The sequence below is a fragment of the Sphingopyxis selenitireducens genome (genome assembly GCF_051550705.1).
Lineage (GTDB): Bacteria > Pseudomonadota > Alphaproteobacteria > Sphingomonadales > Sphingomonadaceae > Sphingopyxis.
Genome location: NZ_JBPULG010000007.1, coordinates 156,765 through 174,227 on the forward strand (window position 1 = coordinate 156,765; position 17,463 = coordinate 174,227).

The following is a 17,463-nucleotide window of genomic DNA, read 5'->3' on the forward strand; positions in this document are numbered from 1 at the left end:
TCAAATCCGAAGGGACGTCGAAATGGCTTCGATCTCGGACCCGTGCGGTCTTGCGGGTAGCGATGCTACCCGCTGCATCCGCCCGAGCCCGATATCTTCGCCATTTCGACGCCTCGAACGTGGAATCAATGGGTCCTGACCCTAGGATCAGGGTCGCGTCATTGCGAGGAGCGTAGCGTCGAAGCAATCTCCGGTTGCCGGCCTCAGGTCAGGTCCAAGGCTGGAGATTGCTTCGCTGTGCTCGCAATGACGGGTCGTTCGTGATCAGCGCCCCAGCGCTTCTTCGACCTGCGCCAGCCGGTCCTTCCCGAAGAAGATTTCTTCGCCGACGAAGAAGGTCGGGATGCCGAATACCCCGCGTGCGACCGCGGCTTCGGTGTTGGCGACGAGCCCGGCCTTGATCGCAGGTTCCTGTGTCCGGGCGAGGAGAGCGGGCCCGTCGAAGCCGTTCGCCGACAGGAAGGTGGCGATCACATCGGGGTCGTCCATCTTCAGGCCATCCTCCCACATCGCGCGGTTCACGACGTCGATATAATCGTCGAGATTGCCTTCGTCGTCGGCGACAATCGCACCGCGCATGATGGTCAGTGTGTTGATCGGGAAATGCGGATTCATACGGAATCGGGTCAGGCCGTGCCGCTCGATGAAGCGCCGCATCTCCAGATTTTCATAGGCGAGTTTCGCAGGCGCATCGGCATATTGGATCATCGGCGCTCTGTTGCCCGTCGCCTTGAAGATGCCGCCGAGCAGGCAGGGGGTGATGACAAGGTCGGCGCCGGTGCGGTCGAGCAGTTCGGGCAGGACTTTCAGCGTCAGATAGGCGTTGGGGCTGCCGAAATCGAAAATGAGTTCAAGGGTCTTGGTCATGTTCCGGATCCTTTCTTCTCCGTTGGGAGAAGGAGATGGGGCCTTGTCGCCGCAGTCGATTAGGCGGAGTTGGGTGAGGGGATATGCGAGCCTCTGGCTCGCGCGGTCGGTGTCAGGCCGCTCACCCTCACCCAGCTATGACTAGCCAGCAAGCTGGCAAGTCTGCGCAACCCTCCCCCATCAAGGGGGAGGGAAGATGGGGGCTCACCACTTCTCACCCCAGGGGCGAAGGTCGAGTTCGTGGGTCCATGCGCTTTTCGGCTGTTTGTGCAGCATGACATAATTGGCGGCGATGGCGTCGGGATTGAGGATCAGTTGCTGCGCCTTGGCATTGTCGAAATCGGGGTGGCGGCCTTTGATGAAATCGGTGTCGATCGCGCCGTCGATGACGCTGTGCGCAACATGGATGCCCTGCGGCCCCAGTTCGCGCGCCATCGACTGGGCGAGCATACGCAGCGCCGCTTTGGCGCCCGAAAAAGCCGAGAAGCCCGCCCCGCCGCGCAAGGATGCGGTCGCGCCGGTGAAGATGATCGTGCCGCGCCCGCGTGGGCCCATGCGCTTTGCCGCTTCGCGCCCCATCAGGAAACCGCCGAGGCAGGCCATTTCCCAGACCTTGGTGTAAACGCGCACCGTGGTTTCGGCGATCGGGAAATTCACATTGGCGCCGATGTTGAACACCGCGACCTCGACCGGACCGACCTCCGCCTCCACGGTGTCGAACAGCGCGATCATCTCGTCCTCGCTGCGTGCATCGCCGGGGAAGGCGCGGGCCTGATAGCCGTCGTCGCGGATCGACCCCGCCAGCGCCTCCAGCGCATCGGCATTGCGGGGGCGGCGGTTGACGCAGGCGGTGAGGCCCTCGGCGGCAAAGGCGCGGGCGATGGCGCCGCCGGTGGCGTCGCCGGCGCCGATGATGACGGCTGCGGGATGGGACATGAGCGAATCTCCTCTTGTGATCGATAGTAACTATGATAATCATAGTAACAAGAGATTTTTGAGCGTCGCGCTATTTTATGCTGTGCTCCGGCGAAAGCCGGGGTGCATAGCGGCAAGGGCGGTAATACCATCTGGATCCCGGCTTTCGCCGGGGAACGGCAAGCGGAGACATGGAAAACCAATGCCCAAACGCGCCGATCTGTCGGATACTTTCTGCCCCGTCGGCCGGTCCGCCGAATTGCTCGGCGACCGCGCGGTGCTGCTGATCCTGCGCGAGCTTTTCTTCGGGCGGCGCCGGTTCGAGGCGATGGCGCAGAATACCGGACTGGGGCCGCAACTCGTATCGGCGCGGCTCAAATTGCTTGTCGATGAGGGCGTCGCCGAGCGCCGTGCCTATCAGGAGCGGCCGCTGCGGCACGAATATTGGCTGACCGACAAGGGCAAGGGCTTGTTCGAGGTGCTGTACGCGATGCGCAACTGGGCCGAGCGCTGGGCCTATGCGCCGGGCGAGACCGGTGAGGGGCACGCGATCCGCTATGTGCACCGGGCGTGCGGCGCCGATGTCGGGACCGCGAAAATCTGTCCGGGGTGCGGAGCCGAACTTGGCTATGGCGATCTGAAGGGTGAACCGTCGCCGGTGCTGAAGGCTGAGCAGACGGCGAGGCTGGGCGCCTGATTCATCGGAATAGCGTGAGGTTGCGGGCTGGAGATTGCCTCGCTCCGCTCGCAATGACGGATGTGGGGAGGCGGCTTACGCCTTTTCCAGCGTGCATTGCAGCGGGTGCTGGTTCTGTCGTGCGGCGTCCATCACCTGATTGACCTTGGTCTCGGCGACTTCGTAACTGAACACGCCGCACACGCCGACGCCCTGTTGGTGGACGTGGAGCATCACCTGCGTCGCCTGTTCGATGTCCATGTTGAAGAAGCGTTGCAGTACCATCACGACGAACTCCATCGGAGTATAATCGTCGTTGAGCAGCAGCACCTTGTACATCGAGGGCTTTTTCGCCTTCGCGCGGGTGCGGGTAGCGATGCCGACGCCGGGCGAACCGGGCGCGCCATCGTCCTTGTCCGCCATGGCGTGGACGGGGTGCGAGTTGGAAGCAGGAAGCATCATCACGAGGATATCGCAAGCATCGGGCGAAGCGCAAGGGGCGGGGTGTCACATTCACCCGCTTTTCGTTGCCATCGGGTGCCCAAAAACAAGAACCGCCCGCTTCCGGTGGAAGCGAGCGGTCTTGTGAGCGTCAGCGCGGGCGGGGAGGGAGGGGAGAGTGGCCCGCGCCAACTTTCAGAAAATAAAGGCCCTTAGGCTGCCTTCATCTTCGAAGTGATGACCGAAACGCGGTTCGAGATCGGGGCGAAGCTGTCGTTCGCCATCTTCACGACCAGTTCGCTGGTCTTCGAGCTCTGCGCGACGGCGGCGTCGAAAGCCTTCTTGCTGTTCTCGGCATAGAGCTTGAAGAAATCGACCGGCGACTTGACGGCGGTATAGCCCTTCAGCGCGGCGGTGGTGTCTTCAAAGCTCTTGCGAGCGAAGGTCACGCCTTCCTGGCCCAGAACTTCGAGGTTCTTGGCAGCGATCTTGCCAGCTTCGACGAAGGCTTCGACGTTCGCCTTGTTGAATTCGACAGCTTCCTTTGCCTTCTCGTTGAAGTCGGCGGTCAGGGCTTCGGCGCGGGTCTTCGCTTCGTCGGCGAACTTCTTGACGGTGTCGTTCATGGTCTTGAATCCTTTGGTGGCGGCGGCGACCGGCTTCGGTGCGGCCTTCAGCGTCTTGGGGGCAATGGTCTTTGCGGCGGCCTTCTTGGGGGCAACCTTCTTTGCCGCGGCCTTGGGGGCTGCAGCCTTTTTCGCGACCGGCTTGGCTGCTGCCTTGGCGGTTGCGGCTTTCACGGGTGCCGGAGCGGCGGCCGGCGTCGCAACGACCGGAGCAGCGGGAGTCGCCACGGGGGCGGCGGGGGTTTCCAGCGTTGCGGCTTCGAAAGCCTTTTCAGCACTATCCATCTTGGTAGCCATCGGGACAACTCCTTTATGTTGCAGTGCACAATATAGGAGCGATGCGGCGATTTCAAGAGATTTATTGTGCAGCGCACAAAATTCTTGTCGCCGTCATCCGGGGCAGGATATTCGCCTGATATTACCGCTGTTTGACATAGCGCCCGGGGGCGTCTTCGATTGCCTTTTTGGCGCCTTTTCCGGGGATGCGTGCGCCCTTGGCCGGAACTTTCGCACTATCTTGAGCGCGAATCCACTCGATCCAGTGCGGCCACCAGCTGCCCTTGGTCTCGCTCGCGCCCGCAACAAATTCCTCGAGCGACGCCGCATTGCTGTCGCCGGTCCAATATTGATATTTGCCCGCTGCGGGCGGATTGACCACCCCCGCGATATGTCCCGATCCTGCGAGCAGGAAGGTTTTGGGCCCCGCGAGATGATCCATCAGCCGCCACACGCTGGCGAGCGGCGCGATATGATCCTCGCGCCCAGCCTGAATGAAGGCGGGGGTCTCGATCCTGCGAAGGTCGATGGGCGTCCCGCACGCGGACAGGCTGTTCGGGATGACCATCCGGTTGTCGCGATAGAGATCGACCAGATATTGGCGGTGCCACTTTGCGGGCAGGTTCGTCGTGTCGCCATTCCAGTAGAGCAGGTCGAAGGGCGGATAGTCGTTGCCGAGCAGATAATTGCTCACGACATAATTCCAGATCAGGTCGCGCCCGCGCAGGCTGTTGAAGGTTGCGGCCATATAGCGGCCGTCGAGATAGCCGGGGGCCGAAAGCTGTTCGAGCAGGGCCAGATAGCCGTCGTCGACGAACATCTTGAGGTCGCCGGCATGTTCGAAATCGACCTGCGCGGTGAAAAAGGTCACCGACTTCACCCGATCGGCTTCGCCCTTCGCCGCCAGCATCGCGAGCGTCGCGGCGAGGGTCGTTCCGGCGACGCAATAGCCGATGGCGTGGACCGCGGGGACGCCGAGCGCATCGCGCACCGTGTCGATCGCATCGACCTGCGCCGCGATATAATCGTCCCAGACGATATGCTTCATCGTCTCGTCGGCCGATTTCCACGACACCATGAATACGCTCAGGCCCTGTTCGACCGCCCAGGCGACAAAGCTCTTCGCGGGGTTGAGGTCGAGGATATAGAAGCGGTTGATCCACGGCGGGAAGATGATGAGCGGGACCGCCAGCACGTCCGGGGTCGTCGGTGCATAGTGGATCAGCTGGTATAGCTCGGTCTCGTGGATCACCTTGCCGGGGGTCGTCGCGATATTGACCCCGACCTCGAACGCGTCGGGATCGACATGGCTGAGCTGTCCGCGCGCAAGGTCGGCGAGCATATGCTTCAGGCCCTTGAGCAGGCTTTCGCCGCGCGTTTCGACCGCGCGCTTCAGGACTTCAGGGTTGGTGAGCGCGAGGTTGGTGGGCGACAGGGCGTCAGCCATATTCTTCGCGGCAAATTCCAGCTTCGCGCGCGCGGCGTCATCCAGTCCCGGAAGCTGGCGCGTCGTCGCGAGGAGCTGGTCGGAGAGCAGGCCATAGGTCTGGCGGATCAGCGCGAAGGCGGGGTTCTGCGTCCAGTCCGGATCGGCGAAGCGGCGGTCCTTTGGTGCCTCGGCCGGCGTGGCGGGCGCGATGGCGGGGTTCAGCGTCGCGAGCGAAGTCCAGAAGGCCACGCCCTGTTCCCACATTTTTGACGTCTGTTCGGCCCAGAGCTGGCTCGCCGGATTGTCCAGCCATTGGGCCGGGTCGAACAGCGCTGCGGCGCCTTTGGCACCTTCGGCCTGAGTCTGCGCATATTCGAGCATCATCTGCTGCGCGCGGCCCATGACGCTGGTCCATTGCTGCATATCTTCGGGGGAGGGCATGAAGGAAAAAGGGAGGTCGGTGGTGTCGCTGCTGTCGCCGTTCTTGGGGCCTGCGTCGCTCATGTTCGTTCCCGCTGGTCAGTGCCGATATTATGCCTATAACAAGCCGCGGCGCGGCTGGCGAGCAGCCGTTCGCGCCACTTCCGGAATATAACGTAAAGGAGTTGTTCTAGTTTCCCATGTCTGAAGATGAATTCTATCGCATCAAGCGCCTGCCGCCCTATGTCATCGCCGAAGTTAATGCGATGCGTGCGGCCGCCCGCGCCTCGGGCGAAGACATCATCGACCTGGGAATGGGCAACCCCGACTTGCCGCCGCCGCCGCATGTGATTGAAAAATTGTGCGAAGTGGCGATGAAGCCCGACGCGCACGGCTACTCGCAGTCCAAGGGGATTCCGGGACTTCGCAAGGCCCAGGCCAATTATTACGCGCGCCGTTTCAACGTCGAACTCGACCCCGAAACCGAAGTTGTCGTGACGATGGGGTCGAAGGAAGGGCTTGCCAGCCTCGCGACCGCGATCACAGGCCCGGGCGACGTCGTGCTGGCGCCGAACCCCAGCTATCCGATCCATACCTTCGGTTTCATTATCGCGGGCGCGACGATCCGCAGCGTGCCGACGACACCTGACGAAAATTACTGGCGTGCGCTCGACCGCGCGATGGCCTTTACCGTGCCGCGCCCGTCGATCCTGGTCGTCAACTATCCGTCGAACCCGACGGCCGAGTCCGTCGACCTTGCTTTTTACGAGCGTCTGGTTGCCTGGGCGAAGGAGAATAAGGTCTGGGTCCTGAGCGACCTTGCCTATTCGGAGCTTTATTACGACGGCAATCCGACCCCCTCGATCCTGCAGGTCCCGGGCGCGAAGGATGTCGCGATCGAATTCACCTCGATGTCGAAAACCTATTCGATGGCGGGCTGGCGCATGGGCTTTGCAGTCGGCAACAAGCGTTTGATCGCTGCTATGACGCGGGTGAAATCCTATCTCGACTATGGCGCGTTCACGCCGATTCAGGCGGCGGCCTGCGCGGCGCTCAACGGCCCGCAGGATATCGTGCAGAAGAACCGCGACCTCTATCAGAAGCGCCGCGACGTGATGGTCGAGAGCTTCGCCCGAGCAGGCTGGGACATCCCGAGCCCCAAGGCGTCGATGTTCGCCTGGGCGCCGCTGCCGCCCGCGCTCAAGGACATGGGCAGCCTGGAATTTTCCAAGCAATTGCTGACCGAGGCCAAGGTCGCGGTGGCGCCCGGCGTCGGCTATGGCGAGGATGGCGAAGGCTATGTCCGCATCGCGATGGTCGAAAATGAGCAGCGCATCCGTCAGGCCGCGCGCAATATTCGCAAATTCCTTCAGGCGCATGGCGTCAACACCCCGTCGGTCGCGGCGGGCAGCGGGGGCTAATGCTTCCGGACGCGAGCGCGATTGCCCAGACGATCCAGTTGTCGGTCACGCCAGTGTTCTTGCTGGTGGCGACCGGCAGCCTTTTGAATGTCATTGCGGGCCGTCTCGCGCGCGTGGTCGATCGGTCGCGTTCGCTGATGACGCGCTGGCCCGAAACCGAGGGCCCGGAGCATGAGCGGATCGTCGCGGAATTGCGCATCGCCGACCGGCGCATGGGGATCATCAACAATTCGATCCTTTCGGCGGTGGCGTGCGGGATCGTCGTGTGCCTGCTCGTCGCCTTGCTGTTCACGCAGGCCTTTACCGGGATCAATCTGGCGGTTGCGGCGTCATGGGCCTTTGCGGTTGCCATGCTCCTTTTGCTTGTCTCGCTGATATTGTTCCTGATCGAAGTGCGGCTGGCCATTCGGGCCATTCAGGTACCGATGGAGTTGCTCGAACGCGAGCAGTCGAGCTGGAAGCAGCGACTGGGCGGGCGTTAGCGGCTCCGCGCCATCACCGAGCCGGCTGTTCGTGCTGAGCTTGTCGAAGAAGCGTGCTTTCTTTCTTATTGGGTTGAAAGACAGAACAGCCCCTCGATAAGCTCAGGGCGAGCGGGTTCGTCGGCAGCCGGGCATTTTTTTCGGCCCGACTTTTTTATGCCGCCGCGTGGTCAAGCTGCCGTAGCGGCAATTGCGAACACCCCCTTTTCAACCCGTCCGAACGGCGTTGACAGGGCAGGGACCCGCCTGCACCCTCCGTATTGGAGAGTGTAATGAACCAGAAAATGGCCTTCCCCCAAGGCATCGGGTCACAGCCCGCCGACGGCGTTTCCACACAGGCACGATCGATGCTGTGGATATTGCTGATCGTTTATATCTTCAATTTCCTCGACCGGCAGATCGTCAATATCCTTGCCGAGCCGATCAAGACCGATCTTGGCCTGACCGATACCGAACTCGGGTTGCTCGCGGGGCCGGCCTTTGCGGTCTTTTATGCGCTGCTGGGCATTCCGATCGCGCGCTACGCCGACAAGGACGGGACCAATCGCGTCCGGTTGATCGCGCTTTCGCTGACCATCTGGTCGGCGATGACGGCGGTCTGCGGACTGGCGCAGAATTTCGTCCAGCTGCTGTTCGCCCGCATCGGCGTCGGGATCGGCGAGGCGGGATGCACCCCCGCCGCCCATTCTTTGATCAGCGACAGCGTGCCCCCCGAAAAACGATCGTCCGCGATCGCTTTCTATGGCCTTGGCCTTCCGGTCGGGTCGCTCCTTGGACTGATCATCGGCGGGGTCGTCAACGATATTTATGGCTGGCGCGTTGCGCTGATGCTCGTCGGTGCGCCGGGATTGCTGCTCGCGGTGATCGTGCTGTTCATCATGCGCGAGCCGCGGCACAGTCGTTCGGCGGAGGCTGTGGCCGCCGCAGCGGCGGTTGTGCCCCTGTCGACGCGTGATGCGCTGCGCGAGATTTTCGCCTCGCGCGCCTATATCTATATTCTGATCGCCGCCTCGGTCGTCGCCTTCCTCGGCTATGGCAAGAGTTTGTGGACGATCAGCTTTTTCATCCGCAGCCATGGCCTGTCGACGACCGAGGCGGGGCTGTCGATGGCGGTGGCGCTGGGGCTCGCGGGAATACTCGGCACCTGGCTCGGCGGCAAGTTCGCGGACAAGTTCGGCGCGCGTGACAAGAAGCATATATTGACCTTTCCGGCCTTTGGCATGGCACTCGCGGCTCCGATCCTGTTCCTCGGTTATCTGGTGGAGGATTGGCGGATCGCGGTGGCGTTGCTGATCGTGCCGACGGCGCTCAATGCGGCCTATTATGGTCCCGCCTATGGCTGTGTGCAGGGGCTGGTGCGGCCGCAGGCGCGCGCGGTCGCGGCATCGGTGATGCTGTTCGGACAGAATCTGATCGGACTGGGGCTTGGCCCCTTTCTGTTCGGCGTATTATCCGACGCGCTGGCGCCGGTCGCCGGGCAGGAAAGCGTGCGCTGGGTGCTTTATGGCGCAGCATGGCTTGGCCTGATCCCGGCGTTTTTCTTCTGGCGCGCGAGCCTTCGGCTGAAGGCGGAGCTGAAGTCGGGCTAGGCGCTTTTCGTCATTTCGAGCGGAGCGAAGCAATCTCCAGCCATCGACCATATGTCTGGTCGATGGGTGGAGATTGCCGCGTCGCCTTCGGCTCCTCGCAATGACGAAATTCAGAAGGGCGCTCCGGCCTTCGCCCGATGGGCTTTCGCCGCGTCGATCCACCAGACGAGGTCATCGGCGAAGCGCGGGAAGGCTTTTGCCAGCCGCCCGCCATCCTCGCCTGTCGGCTGGCCATCGGCATCGAACGCACCGCCGATGCGCGCGAGGCCGAGCGGGGTCGAGGTGACGACCATGCCCATCGCGCCGAGCGTGGTGCGCCATGCGGTCGCCGAGCGGACGCCGGCGAAAGGACCTGCGGAATAGGATGCGATGGCCGCCGGGCACCACGCATATTCGCCAAGATAATGATCGACGAGATTCTTGAGCCCGGGTTGCAGCCCGCCATTATATTCGCCCGCGACAAAGACATAGCCATCGGCAGTGGCAATTTTTGCGGCGAGTTCAGCCATCGCGGACGGCGCTTCGCCCGCCGCATAGTCGCTGAAACGCCGGTCGAGCATCGGCAGATCGATCGCCTTGGCGTCGATCAATTCGGCGCTATCGCCGCGGGCGGCAAGGGCGTCGACGATCCAGCGCGCGAGTTTGATGCCTTGCCGGTCGCTGCGATAGCTGCCGTAGAAGACGAGAATGTTGCGGGACATGAAAACTCCGGGTCAGGGACGGATGGTGATTGGGGTGCCGTCGGGAACGAGGTCCCACAGCTGCTCTATCTCGTCATTTGACAGGGCGATACAGCCGTCGGTCCAGTCCTGCGCGATCGCGGGGCCGGGCCATGCGTTGGGCTGGCCATGGATGAAGATGTCGCCGCCGGGCGATCGGCCGCGCGCCTTTGCATAGGCGCGGTCGGCGGCATCGGGATAGGATATGCGAAGCGACAGGTGATAGGCGCTGTTGGGGTTGCGGCCGTTGATCGTGTAGCGACCCTCGGGCGTGCGTTCGTCGTCTTCGAACCTTTTGTGTCCGGTTGGCACGTCGCCGAAGCGGATATTGGTATAGCGTTTGATCTCGCGGTCGCCGGCATAGGCGATGAGGATACGCTCGCTCTTGTCGACGAGCAGCCGGTCGGCTTTCGTGTCTGCCGGAGGGGCTGGCGTTTCGGACTGCGCCGGGCCGCACGCGGCGAGCAGCAGCAAGATCGGAACGGTGAAGCTTCGCATCGGGATATCCTAAGCCCTTGCGCCGGGGTCGCAAGCGGTTGCCAGCCGTGCGGCAGGGCCTAAAGTGGCGGTGGGGGAGATACATATCATGAAAATATACCGCACGCCCGATGCGCGCTTTGCCGCGTTGCCCGACTGGCCGTTCACGCCCAACTATTGCGAGATCGCAGGCGGGCTGCGCGTCCATTATGTTGACGAGGGTGCGGCCGACGCGCAGCCGGTGCTGATGCTGCATGGCGAGCCGACCTGGGCCTATCTTTATCGCCATATGATCGGCCCCGCCGTCGATGCGGGGTTTCGCGTCGTTGCGCCCGATCTGATCGGTTTCGGCCGGTCGGACAAGCCGCTCGATCGCGGCCTACACAGCTATGCGGCGCAGGTGGCGTGGATGCGGCAATGGATCGAGGCGCTCGACCTTCGGGATATTATCCTTGCCTGTCAGGATTGGGGGTCGTTGATCGGCCTGCGGCTCGTCGCCGAAATGCCCGATCGCTTCGCGGGCGTAGCCTTGTCTAACGGCGGGCTGCCCGAGGGGCAGGCGGCACCGCGTGCCTTTGCGATCTGGCGTGCTTTCTCACGCTACAGCCCGGTGTTTCCGATCGGCAAGATCGTCAAGGCGGGGACCAAGCGTGAATTGAGCGCGGCGGAAATCGCCGCTTATGACGCGCCCTTTCCGACGCGGGTGTCGAAGGTTGCGGCGCGGGTCTATCCGGGTTTTGTGCCGCTGGGTGACAATGTTGCGGTGCCCGATCAAAAGCGGGCGTGGGCGGCGCTGGAAGGTTTCGACAAGCCGTTCCTGTGTTGCTTTTCCGACGGCGATCCGATCACGCGCGGCGGCGATGCCTTGTTCACCGCGCGGGTCCCGGGAACGCGCGGCGTCGCACATCGCACGCTGAAAGGCGGGCATTTCATTCAGGAGGATGACCCGGCGGGATTTGTCGCGGCGATCCGCGATGTGGCGGTGGCGGGACGGCCGAAATAGTATCAATCCTCCCTGTCGCGCAGCGATGGGGAGGAGGACCGCGACCGGAGGGCGTGGTGGAGGGGCTGCGACTTCAGCGCCAAAGCCCCTCCGTCAGCGCTTCGCGCTGCCACCTCCCCATGGCTTCGCCACAGGGAGGATAAGAGGGTTCAATCGCTGAACGGGTCGCGGATCAGGATCGTGTCTTCGCGTTCGGGGCTGGTCGATACGAGCGCGATCGGGGTTTCGATCAGTTCCTGCACGCGCTGGACATATTTGATCGCCTGTGCCGGCAAGTCGGCATAGCTGCGCGCACCGGCGGTCGTTTCGTGCCAGCCGTCCATTTCCTCGTAAATCGGCTCAACTTCGGCCTGATCGGCGGCATGGGCGGGGAAATAGTCGAGAATCTTCCCCCGGAGGCGATAGCCGGTGCAGATGCGGATGGTGTCGAAGCCGTCGAGCACGTCGAGCTTCGTCAACGCGATGCCGGTGACACCCGATACGGCGCAGCTCTGGCGCACCAGCACCGCGTCGAACCAGCCGCAGCGACGCTTGCGACCGGTGACGGTGCCGAATTCATGGCCGCGTTCGCCCAGCCGCTGGCCGATCTCGTCCTCGAGTTCGGTCGGGAAGGGACCGCTGCCGACGCGGGTCGTATAGGCCTTGGCGATGCCGAGCACGAAGCCGACGGCGCTGGGGCCGAGGCCTGAACCGGCTGCAGCGGTGCCGCTGACGGTGTTGGAGCTGGTGACGAAGGGGTAGGTGCCGTGATCGACGTCGAGCAGCACGCCCTGAGCGCCTTCGAACAGGATACGCGCGCCGGCCTTGCGGACCTTCTTAAGGCGCTTCCACACCGGCTGGGCATATTCGAGCACATAGTCGGCAATTTCGGCGAGATCGGCTTTCAGCCGGTCGCGGTCGATCGGCGGCTCGCCGAAGCCCGCGCGCAGCGCGTCATGATGTGCGGTCAAGCGGTCGATCTGCGGATCGAGCTTGTCGAGGTGAGCGAGGTCGCAGACGCGAATCGCACGGCGGCCGACCTTGTCCTCATAGGCAGGGCCGATGCCGCGGCCGGTGGTGCCGATCTTGCCGGCGCCCGCAGCGGTTTCGCGCAGCGCGTCGAGGTCGCGGTGGAACGGCAGGATCAGCGCGCAATTGTCGGCGATCGCGAAATTCTCGGGGTTGATGGCAACGCCTTGACCGCGCAGCTTGGTGATCTCGTCGCGCAGCGCCCAGGGGTCGAGGACGACGCCGTTGCCGATGATCGACAGCGTGCCGGTGACGATGCCCGAGGGGAGCAGCGAGAGTTTGTAGGTCTGATTGCCGACCACCAGCGTATGGCCGGCGTTGTGGCCGCCCTGGAAACGGACCACGGCGTCGGCGCGGCTGGCGAGCCAGTCGACGATCTTGCCCTTGCCCTCGTCGCCCCATTGCGACCCGATGACGGTAACATTTGCCATGACAATGTCCTGCTGTGCGGGGCCCAAAAGCAACAAGCGCGGCCCGGCGCGGCCTTAGCGGATTTGGCCGAAGAGGCAAGCGCAGTGGCACGGACGGGCGACATTTCTGCGCTGCGCGGCTATGGGTGGCGGCATATCCTGAACGCCGAAGGATGGTTGAAATGATCGAATCGGACGCGCCCTATCATGCGCATATCTATTATGAGCCGGACGAGCGGCCGGCCGCGGCGGCGCTGCGTGACGCGTTCGGGGAGGATGAGGCGATTCTCTTTGTCGGGGCGATGACCGATGCCGGCGTCGGGCCGCATCCGGTTGCGCAATATGAAGTGCATTTTTTGGGGCGCAGCGTCGGTGTGGTGATTGCGGCGATAGAGGCGACGGGGCTGCGCGCGCTCGTCCATCCGCTCACCGACGATGATCTGGCTGATCATACGACGCTGGCGCGCTGGATCGGCGCGCCGGTTGAGCTGGATCTGACGGTGCTCGATCCACCGGGGGTGAATCAGGGCGTGCCGCGCTTTGGGAAGGCCGATTTTTAAACTTCGACCGGCCCGTCGGCGCTGAGGGTGAAGCCGCAGCCGAGCGCGCGGGCATCGTCGCCGTCCGACAGCGCCGCGACCGTCTGCCACCCGTCGGCGCGCAGGCTTGCAGCGAGTGCGGTGTCATGGCCGAGCGGCAGGAAGATGCGGCGGTCGGCGTCATCCTCGGCGCCGAGGCCTTCGTCGATCAGCGGATCGGGATAGAGCGAGAAGCCGACGGCGGCTTCTTCATGTTCTTCGCCGACGGGAATCGCATAGCCGCCACCGCGGCCGATCGCGTCGCCCTGTCCGGGAACGAAAATCTGGAAACCGAACCAGCTTTGATAGGCGAAGCCGTGGCGTTCGGTGGGGTCGAGCGTCAGTGTGACGCGGCCGCGCACCGGCGCGGCGATGGCTTCGAGCGCGTCGATGCGGCTGGTGAGGGCCCCCGTCGTATCGAAGGCGCGCAGATCGGCGATCGCCTGATCGAACGGGCCCGTAGCGCGGAGCAGCGGCAGATAGGCATGGGCGCCGAGCCGCGCGAGCGCGCCGGCGTCCTTGGCGTCCAGTTCATCGCGCAGCTGGTCGATATTCGCCGCGACCGGCAGCGGGCCGTTCGCGAGCAGATCGACGACGTCGGGCAAGGTGAAGTCGAGCGTGACAGGGCCGATGCCCGCAGCCTCGAGCGCGTCGATCGCGACGCTGACGATCTCGCGTGCGGCGGCGACGCTGTCGCTGCCGATCAGTTCGGCGCCGACCTGCAGCATTTCGCGCGCGGGGCGGAGCTGGCTGGCGCGCAGTTTGACGACTTGCCCGGCGTAGCAAAGGCGCAGCGGACGCGGCGCCCCTGCGAGCAGCGACGTGGCGATGCGGCCGACCTGCCGGGTGATGTCGGGGCGGAGCGCCAAGGTGCGCTGTGATACCGGGTCGGTGAAGCGGAGGAGGTCGCGCGAGGCGCGTTCGTCATTGCCGCCCAGCGTTTCGCGAAACTCGGCGAGTGGCGGCGACACGCGGCCATAGCCATGCGCGCGCATCGCATCGACGAGCGCACGGGTCACGCGCGACGCGGCCTCGGCCTGTTGGGGGAGGCGGTCGCGCAGACCTTCGGGTAGCAGGGCAGGGGCCTTGGTCATGGGTGCGGCCTTAGGCGGGTGGGAAGGCGGATTCAACAGTAACTCCCCCTCCCGCTTGCGGGAGGGGTTGGGGGTGGGTCAGCACCGTTGCACGGCCCACCCCGCTGCGACTAGCGGACAAGTCCGCAAGTCTCGCTGCCCCTCCCGCAAGCGGGAGGGGGACTTTAGATTAAAACTTCAAACCCTTGACCGTCTTCACGCCGGGCAGCTGGCACAGCTGCCACAGCAGCGGCTCGGGCATCGCCGAGTCGAGCGACAGCAACAGCACCGCTTCGCCGCCGGCATCGCGGCGACCGAGGTGGAAGGTGCCGATGTTGAGCCCGGCATCGCCCAGCGTGGTGCCGATGCGGCCGATGAAGCCCGGGGCATCTTCGTTGACGATATAGAGCATGTCGCCGTCGAGATCGGCCTCGACCTTGATCCCGAACATTTCAACGAGGCGCGGGTCGCCGTTGCTGAACAGCGTGCCCGCGACCGAACGGTCGCCCTGGCTGGTCGCGACGGTGACACGGATCAGCGTGTGGTAATCGCCTTCGCGATCATGGCGCACTTCGCGCACATCGAGCCCGCGTTCGCGTGCCAGATGCGGTGCGTTGACCATGTTCACGCTGTCCGAATAGCGGCGCATCAGGCCGGTGAGCACCGCGGCGGTGATCGGCTTGAGGTTGAGTTCGGCGGCGGCGCCTTCGGCCTCGATCGAAATGGTGGTGAGGTTGTCGTGGGCGAGCTGGCCGATCAGGCTGCCGAGCTTTTCGGCGAGCGCCATATAGGGACGCAGCTTCGGGGCTTCCTCGGCCGACAGGCTGGGGACGTTGAGCGCGTTGGTGATGCCGCCGGTGAGGAGATAGTCCGACAGCTGTTCGGCGACCTGAATGGCGACATTGACCTGCGCTTCGTCGGTCGAGGCGCCGAGGTGCGGGGTGCAGATGAAGTTCGGGGTGCTGAACAGCGGATGGTCGGCCGACGGCGGCTCGGTCGCGAACACGTCGAGGGCGGCGCCCGCGACATGACCCGAATCGAGCGCATCCTTCAGCGCGGCTTCGTCGATCAGCCCGCCGCGTGCGCAGTTGATGATCCGCACGCCCTTCTTGGTCTTGGCGAGATTTTCGGCCGACAGGATGTTGCGCGTCTGGTCGGTCAGCGGCGTGTGCAACGTGATGAAATCGGCGCGCGACAGCAATCCTTCCAGATCGACCTTTTCGACACCGAGCTCGATCGCGCGTTCGGGGGTCAGGAAGGGGTCGAAGGCGACAACCTTCATCCGCAGACCCAGCGCGCGTTCGGCGACGATGCTGCCGATATTGCCGCAACCGATCAGGCCGAGGGTCTTCGAGGTCAGTTCGACGCCCATGAAATCATTCTTCGGCCATTTGCCCGCTTGCGTCAGCGTGTTGGCTTCGGGAATCTGGCGGGCGAGGGCGAACATCATTGCGACCGCATGTTCGGCGGTGGTGATGCTGTTGCCGAACGGCGTGTTCATCACGATGACGCCCTTTTTGGACGCCTCCGGAATGTCGACATTGTCGACGCCGATGCCGGCGCGGCCAACGACTTTCAAATTGGTCGCGGCGGCGAGAACCTCTGCGGTGACTTTGGTGGCCGAGCGGATCGCGAGGCCGTCATATTCGCCGATCATCGCGATCAGCTCGTCCTTGGTCTTGCCGGTGATTTCGTCGACCTGAATACCGCGTTCCTTGAAGATCGCGGCGGCTTTGGGGTCCATTTTGTCGGAAATGAGAACTTTGGGTGCGGTCATTTTTCTATTCCTGTTTTCCCGTCACCCCGCGAAGGCGGGGGCCTGCTATGATGCTGGCGATGACGGCGGAAAAAGCTGGATTCCCGCCTTCGCGGGAATGACGATTAAGCGAGGTTAGCCGTTGAGCGAGGCGTAGGCCCAGTCGAGCCACGGGCCGAGGGCTTCGACGTCGGCGGTGTCGACCGTCGCGCCGCACCAGATGCGCAGACCCGCAGGGGCGTCGCGATAGCCCGCGATGTCGAACGCGGCGCCTTCCTTCTCGAGCAGTCCTGCGAATTTCTTGATGAAATCCGCGTCGGCACCGGCAACCGACAGGCAGACCGAAGTCTTCGAGCGGCTGGCGGGATCTGCGGCGAGGTGAGAGAGCCAGTCGCGGTCGGCGACGATCTTGTCCAGCGCCGCGGCATTTGCATCGCTACGTGCCTTCAGGCCTTCGAGACCACCGATCGACTTTGCCCATTCGAGGGCGAAGATCGCATCCTCGACCGCGAGCATCGACGGGGTGTTGATCGTCTCGCCCTTGAACACGCCTTCGGTCAGCGCACCCTTCGAGACGAGGCGGAACACCTTCGGCAGCGGCCAGGCCGGGGTATAGGTTTCGAGGCGTTCGACCGCGCGGGGGCCGAGGATCAGTACGCCATGGCCGCCTTCGCCGCCGAGCACTTTCTGCCAGCTGAAGGTCGCGACGTCGATCTTGTCCCATGGCAGATCGTAAGCGAACACGGCACTGGTTGCGTCAGCGAAGCAGAGGCCGGTGCGGTCTTCGGCAATCCAGTCGCCGTTGGGGACGCGCACGCCGCTGGTGGTGCCGTTCCAGGTGAAAAGAACGTCGTTCGACCAGTCGATCTCGGTCAAATCGGGGAGCTGGCCATAGTCGGCGCGAATGACCGTCGGGTCGAGCTTCAACTGCTTCGCGGCATCGGTGACCCAGCCCTCACCGAAGCTCTCCCAAGCGAGCGTCGTGACGGGGCGGGCGCCGAGCATCGTCCACATCGCCATTTCAAAGGCGCCGGTGTCGGAGCCCGGAACGATGCCGATGCGGTGGGTGTCGGGAAGCTGGAGCATTTCGCGCATCAGGTCGATGCACAGCTGCAGACGCGTCTTGCCGATCTTGGCGCGGTGCGAGCGGCCGAGGCATTCGGTGTCGAGCTTTTCGGGGGCCCAGCCCGGCGGTTTTGCGCAGGGGCCGGAAGAAAAATGGGGGCGCACAGGGCGCAATTCGGGTGTCGGCACTTCACTCATATATTCTCTCCTTGCAGAGAGCTCGCGCGGCGTT

17 protein-coding genes are annotated in these 17,463 nt (G+C 63.8%); 6 read left to right on the forward strand and 11 right to left on the reverse strand.

What is annotated here, in order from left to right:
* Window positions 1–264 precede the first annotated feature (264 nt).
* Together ACSYDV_RS21625 and ACSYDV_RS21630 are read right to left on the reverse strand one after the other, a co-directional pair.
* On the reverse strand, window positions 265–867 hold the full coding sequence (locus tag ACSYDV_RS21625; protein WP_438326143.1) for a 2-hydroxychromene-2-carboxylate isomerase: 603 nt from the start codon (window positions 865–867) through the stop codon (window positions 265–267).
* A gap of 204 nt (window positions 868–1,071) precedes the next feature.
* Window positions 1,072–1,803 (reverse strand): SDR family oxidoreductase, encoded by a 732-nt coding sequence (locus ACSYDV_RS21630; RefSeq protein ID WP_438326144.1) that lies wholly within the window; start codon window positions 1,801–1,803, stop codon window positions 1,072–1,074.
* A 181-nt stretch (window positions 1,804–1,984) separates the two neighbouring features.
* Between ACSYDV_RS21630 and ACSYDV_RS21635 the strand changes: the two genes are divergently transcribed.
* Window positions 1,985–2,479, forward strand: coding sequence for a winged helix-turn-helix transcriptional regulator (locus ACSYDV_RS21635; RefSeq protein ID WP_438326145.1), 495 nt, complete (start codon window positions 1,985–1,987; stop codon window positions 2,477–2,479).
* 75 nt (window positions 2,480–2,554) lie between these two features.
* Here ACSYDV_RS21635 and clpS read toward each other — a convergent pair whose 3' ends face one another.
* The 3 genes from clpS to ACSYDV_RS21650 form a co-directional block, all read right to left on the reverse strand.
* Entirely contained in the window at window positions 2,555–2,920 is a 366-nt protein-coding gene (clpS, locus tag ACSYDV_RS21640) for an ATP-dependent Clp protease adapter ClpS (RefSeq protein ID WP_438326146.1), read from the reverse strand.
* 191 nt (window positions 2,921–3,111) lie between these two features.
* A complete protein-coding gene (locus ACSYDV_RS21645; protein ID WP_438326147.1) occupies window positions 3,112–3,822 on the reverse strand; it encodes a phasin family protein in 711 nt (236 codons plus the stop codon).
* Window positions 3,823–3,943: 121 nt separating this feature from the next.
* Window positions 3,944–5,734 (reverse strand): PHA/PHB synthase family protein, encoded by a 1,791-nt coding sequence (locus tag ACSYDV_RS21650; RefSeq protein ID WP_438326148.1) that lies wholly within the window; start codon window positions 5,732–5,734, stop codon window positions 3,944–3,946.
* Window positions 5,735–5,850: 116 nt separating this feature from the next.
* On the opposite strand from ACSYDV_RS21650, the gene ACSYDV_RS21655 reads away from it, so the two are divergent.
* The 3 genes from ACSYDV_RS21655 (at window position 5,851) to ACSYDV_RS21665 (ending at window position 9,142) form a co-directional block, all read left to right on the forward strand.
* Window positions 5,851–7,071: an LL-diaminopimelate aminotransferase gene (locus tag ACSYDV_RS21655; protein ID WP_438326149.1), complete on the forward strand. Its 1,221-nt coding sequence runs from the start codon at window positions 5,851–5,853 to the stop codon at window positions 7,069–7,071.
* On the forward strand, window positions 7,071–7,553 hold the full coding sequence (locus tag ACSYDV_RS21660) for a DUF2721 domain-containing protein (protein WP_438326150.1): 483 nt from the start codon (window positions 7,071–7,073) through the stop codon (window positions 7,551–7,553). The genes ACSYDV_RS21655 and ACSYDV_RS21660 overlap by 1 nt, the downstream gene beginning before the upstream one ends.
* A gap of 272 nt (window positions 7,554–7,825) precedes the next feature.
* On the forward strand, window positions 7,826–9,142 hold the full coding sequence (locus ACSYDV_RS21665; RefSeq protein ID WP_438326151.1) for a spinster family MFS transporter: 1,317 nt from the start codon (window positions 7,826–7,828) through the stop codon (window positions 9,140–9,142).
* 110 nt (window positions 9,143–9,252) lie between these two features.
* Here the strand turns inward: ACSYDV_RS21665 and ACSYDV_RS21670 are convergent, their stop codons facing one another.
* Window positions 9,253–9,843 (reverse strand): NADPH-dependent FMN reductase, encoded by a 591-nt coding sequence (locus ACSYDV_RS21670; protein WP_438326152.1) that lies wholly within the window; start codon window positions 9,841–9,843, stop codon window positions 9,253–9,255.
* 12 nt (window positions 9,844–9,855) lie between these two features.
* Window positions 9,856–10,359, reverse strand: coding sequence for a L,D-transpeptidase family protein (locus ACSYDV_RS21675; RefSeq protein WP_438326153.1), 504 nt, complete (start codon window positions 10,357–10,359; stop codon window positions 9,856–9,858).
* Window positions 10,360–10,447: 88 nt separating this feature from the next.
* Between ACSYDV_RS21675 and ACSYDV_RS21680 the strand changes: the two genes are divergently transcribed.
* The gene (locus ACSYDV_RS21680; RefSeq protein ID WP_438326154.1) at window positions 10,448–11,341 is read left to right on the forward strand and encodes a haloalkane dehalogenase; all 894 of its coding nucleotides are present in this window, start codon (window positions 10,448–10,450) and stop codon (window positions 11,339–11,341) included.
* 149 nt (window positions 11,342–11,490) lie between these two features.
* Here ACSYDV_RS21680 and ACSYDV_RS21685 read toward each other — a convergent pair whose 3' ends face one another.
* The gene (locus ACSYDV_RS21685; RefSeq protein WP_438326155.1) at window positions 11,491–12,780 is read right to left on the reverse strand and encodes an adenylosuccinate synthase; all 1,290 of its coding nucleotides are present in this window, start codon (window positions 12,778–12,780) and stop codon (window positions 11,491–11,493) included.
* A 161-nt stretch (window positions 12,781–12,941) separates the two neighbouring features.
* Here ACSYDV_RS21685 and ACSYDV_RS21690 point away from each other — a divergent pair, with 161 nt between their 5' ends.
* Window positions 12,942–13,319, forward strand: a complete 378-nt coding sequence (locus ACSYDV_RS21690; RefSeq protein WP_438326156.1) for a DOPA 4,5-dioxygenase family protein — start codon at window positions 12,942–12,944, stop codon at window positions 13,317–13,319.
* On the opposite strand, the gene ACSYDV_RS21695 is transcribed toward ACSYDV_RS21690, so the two are convergent.
* The 3 genes from ACSYDV_RS21695 to ACSYDV_RS21705 all read right to left on the reverse strand — a co-directional run bounded on the left by ACSYDV_RS21695 (window position 13,316) and on the right by ACSYDV_RS21705 (window position 17,429).
* Window positions 13,316–14,431 carry an ATP phosphoribosyltransferase regulatory subunit gene (locus ACSYDV_RS21695; protein ID WP_438326157.1) on the reverse strand — a complete coding sequence of 372 codons (1,116 nt, stop codon included), beginning with the start codon at window positions 14,429–14,431 and terminating at the stop codon, window positions 13,316–13,318. The two genes, ACSYDV_RS21690 and ACSYDV_RS21695, sit on opposite strands and share 4 nt — an antisense overlap.
* Before the next feature lie 169 nt (window positions 14,432–14,600).
* Window positions 14,601–16,187, reverse strand: a complete 1,587-nt coding sequence (gene serA / locus ACSYDV_RS21700; RefSeq protein WP_438326158.1) for a phosphoglycerate dehydrogenase — start codon at window positions 16,185–16,187, stop codon at window positions 14,601–14,603.
* Window positions 16,188–16,301: 114 nt separating this feature from the next.
* Entirely contained in the window at window positions 16,302–17,429 is a 1,128-nt protein-coding gene (locus ACSYDV_RS21705; RefSeq protein WP_438326159.1) for a phosphoserine transaminase, read from the reverse strand.
* Window positions 17,430–17,463 lie beyond the last annotated feature (34 nt).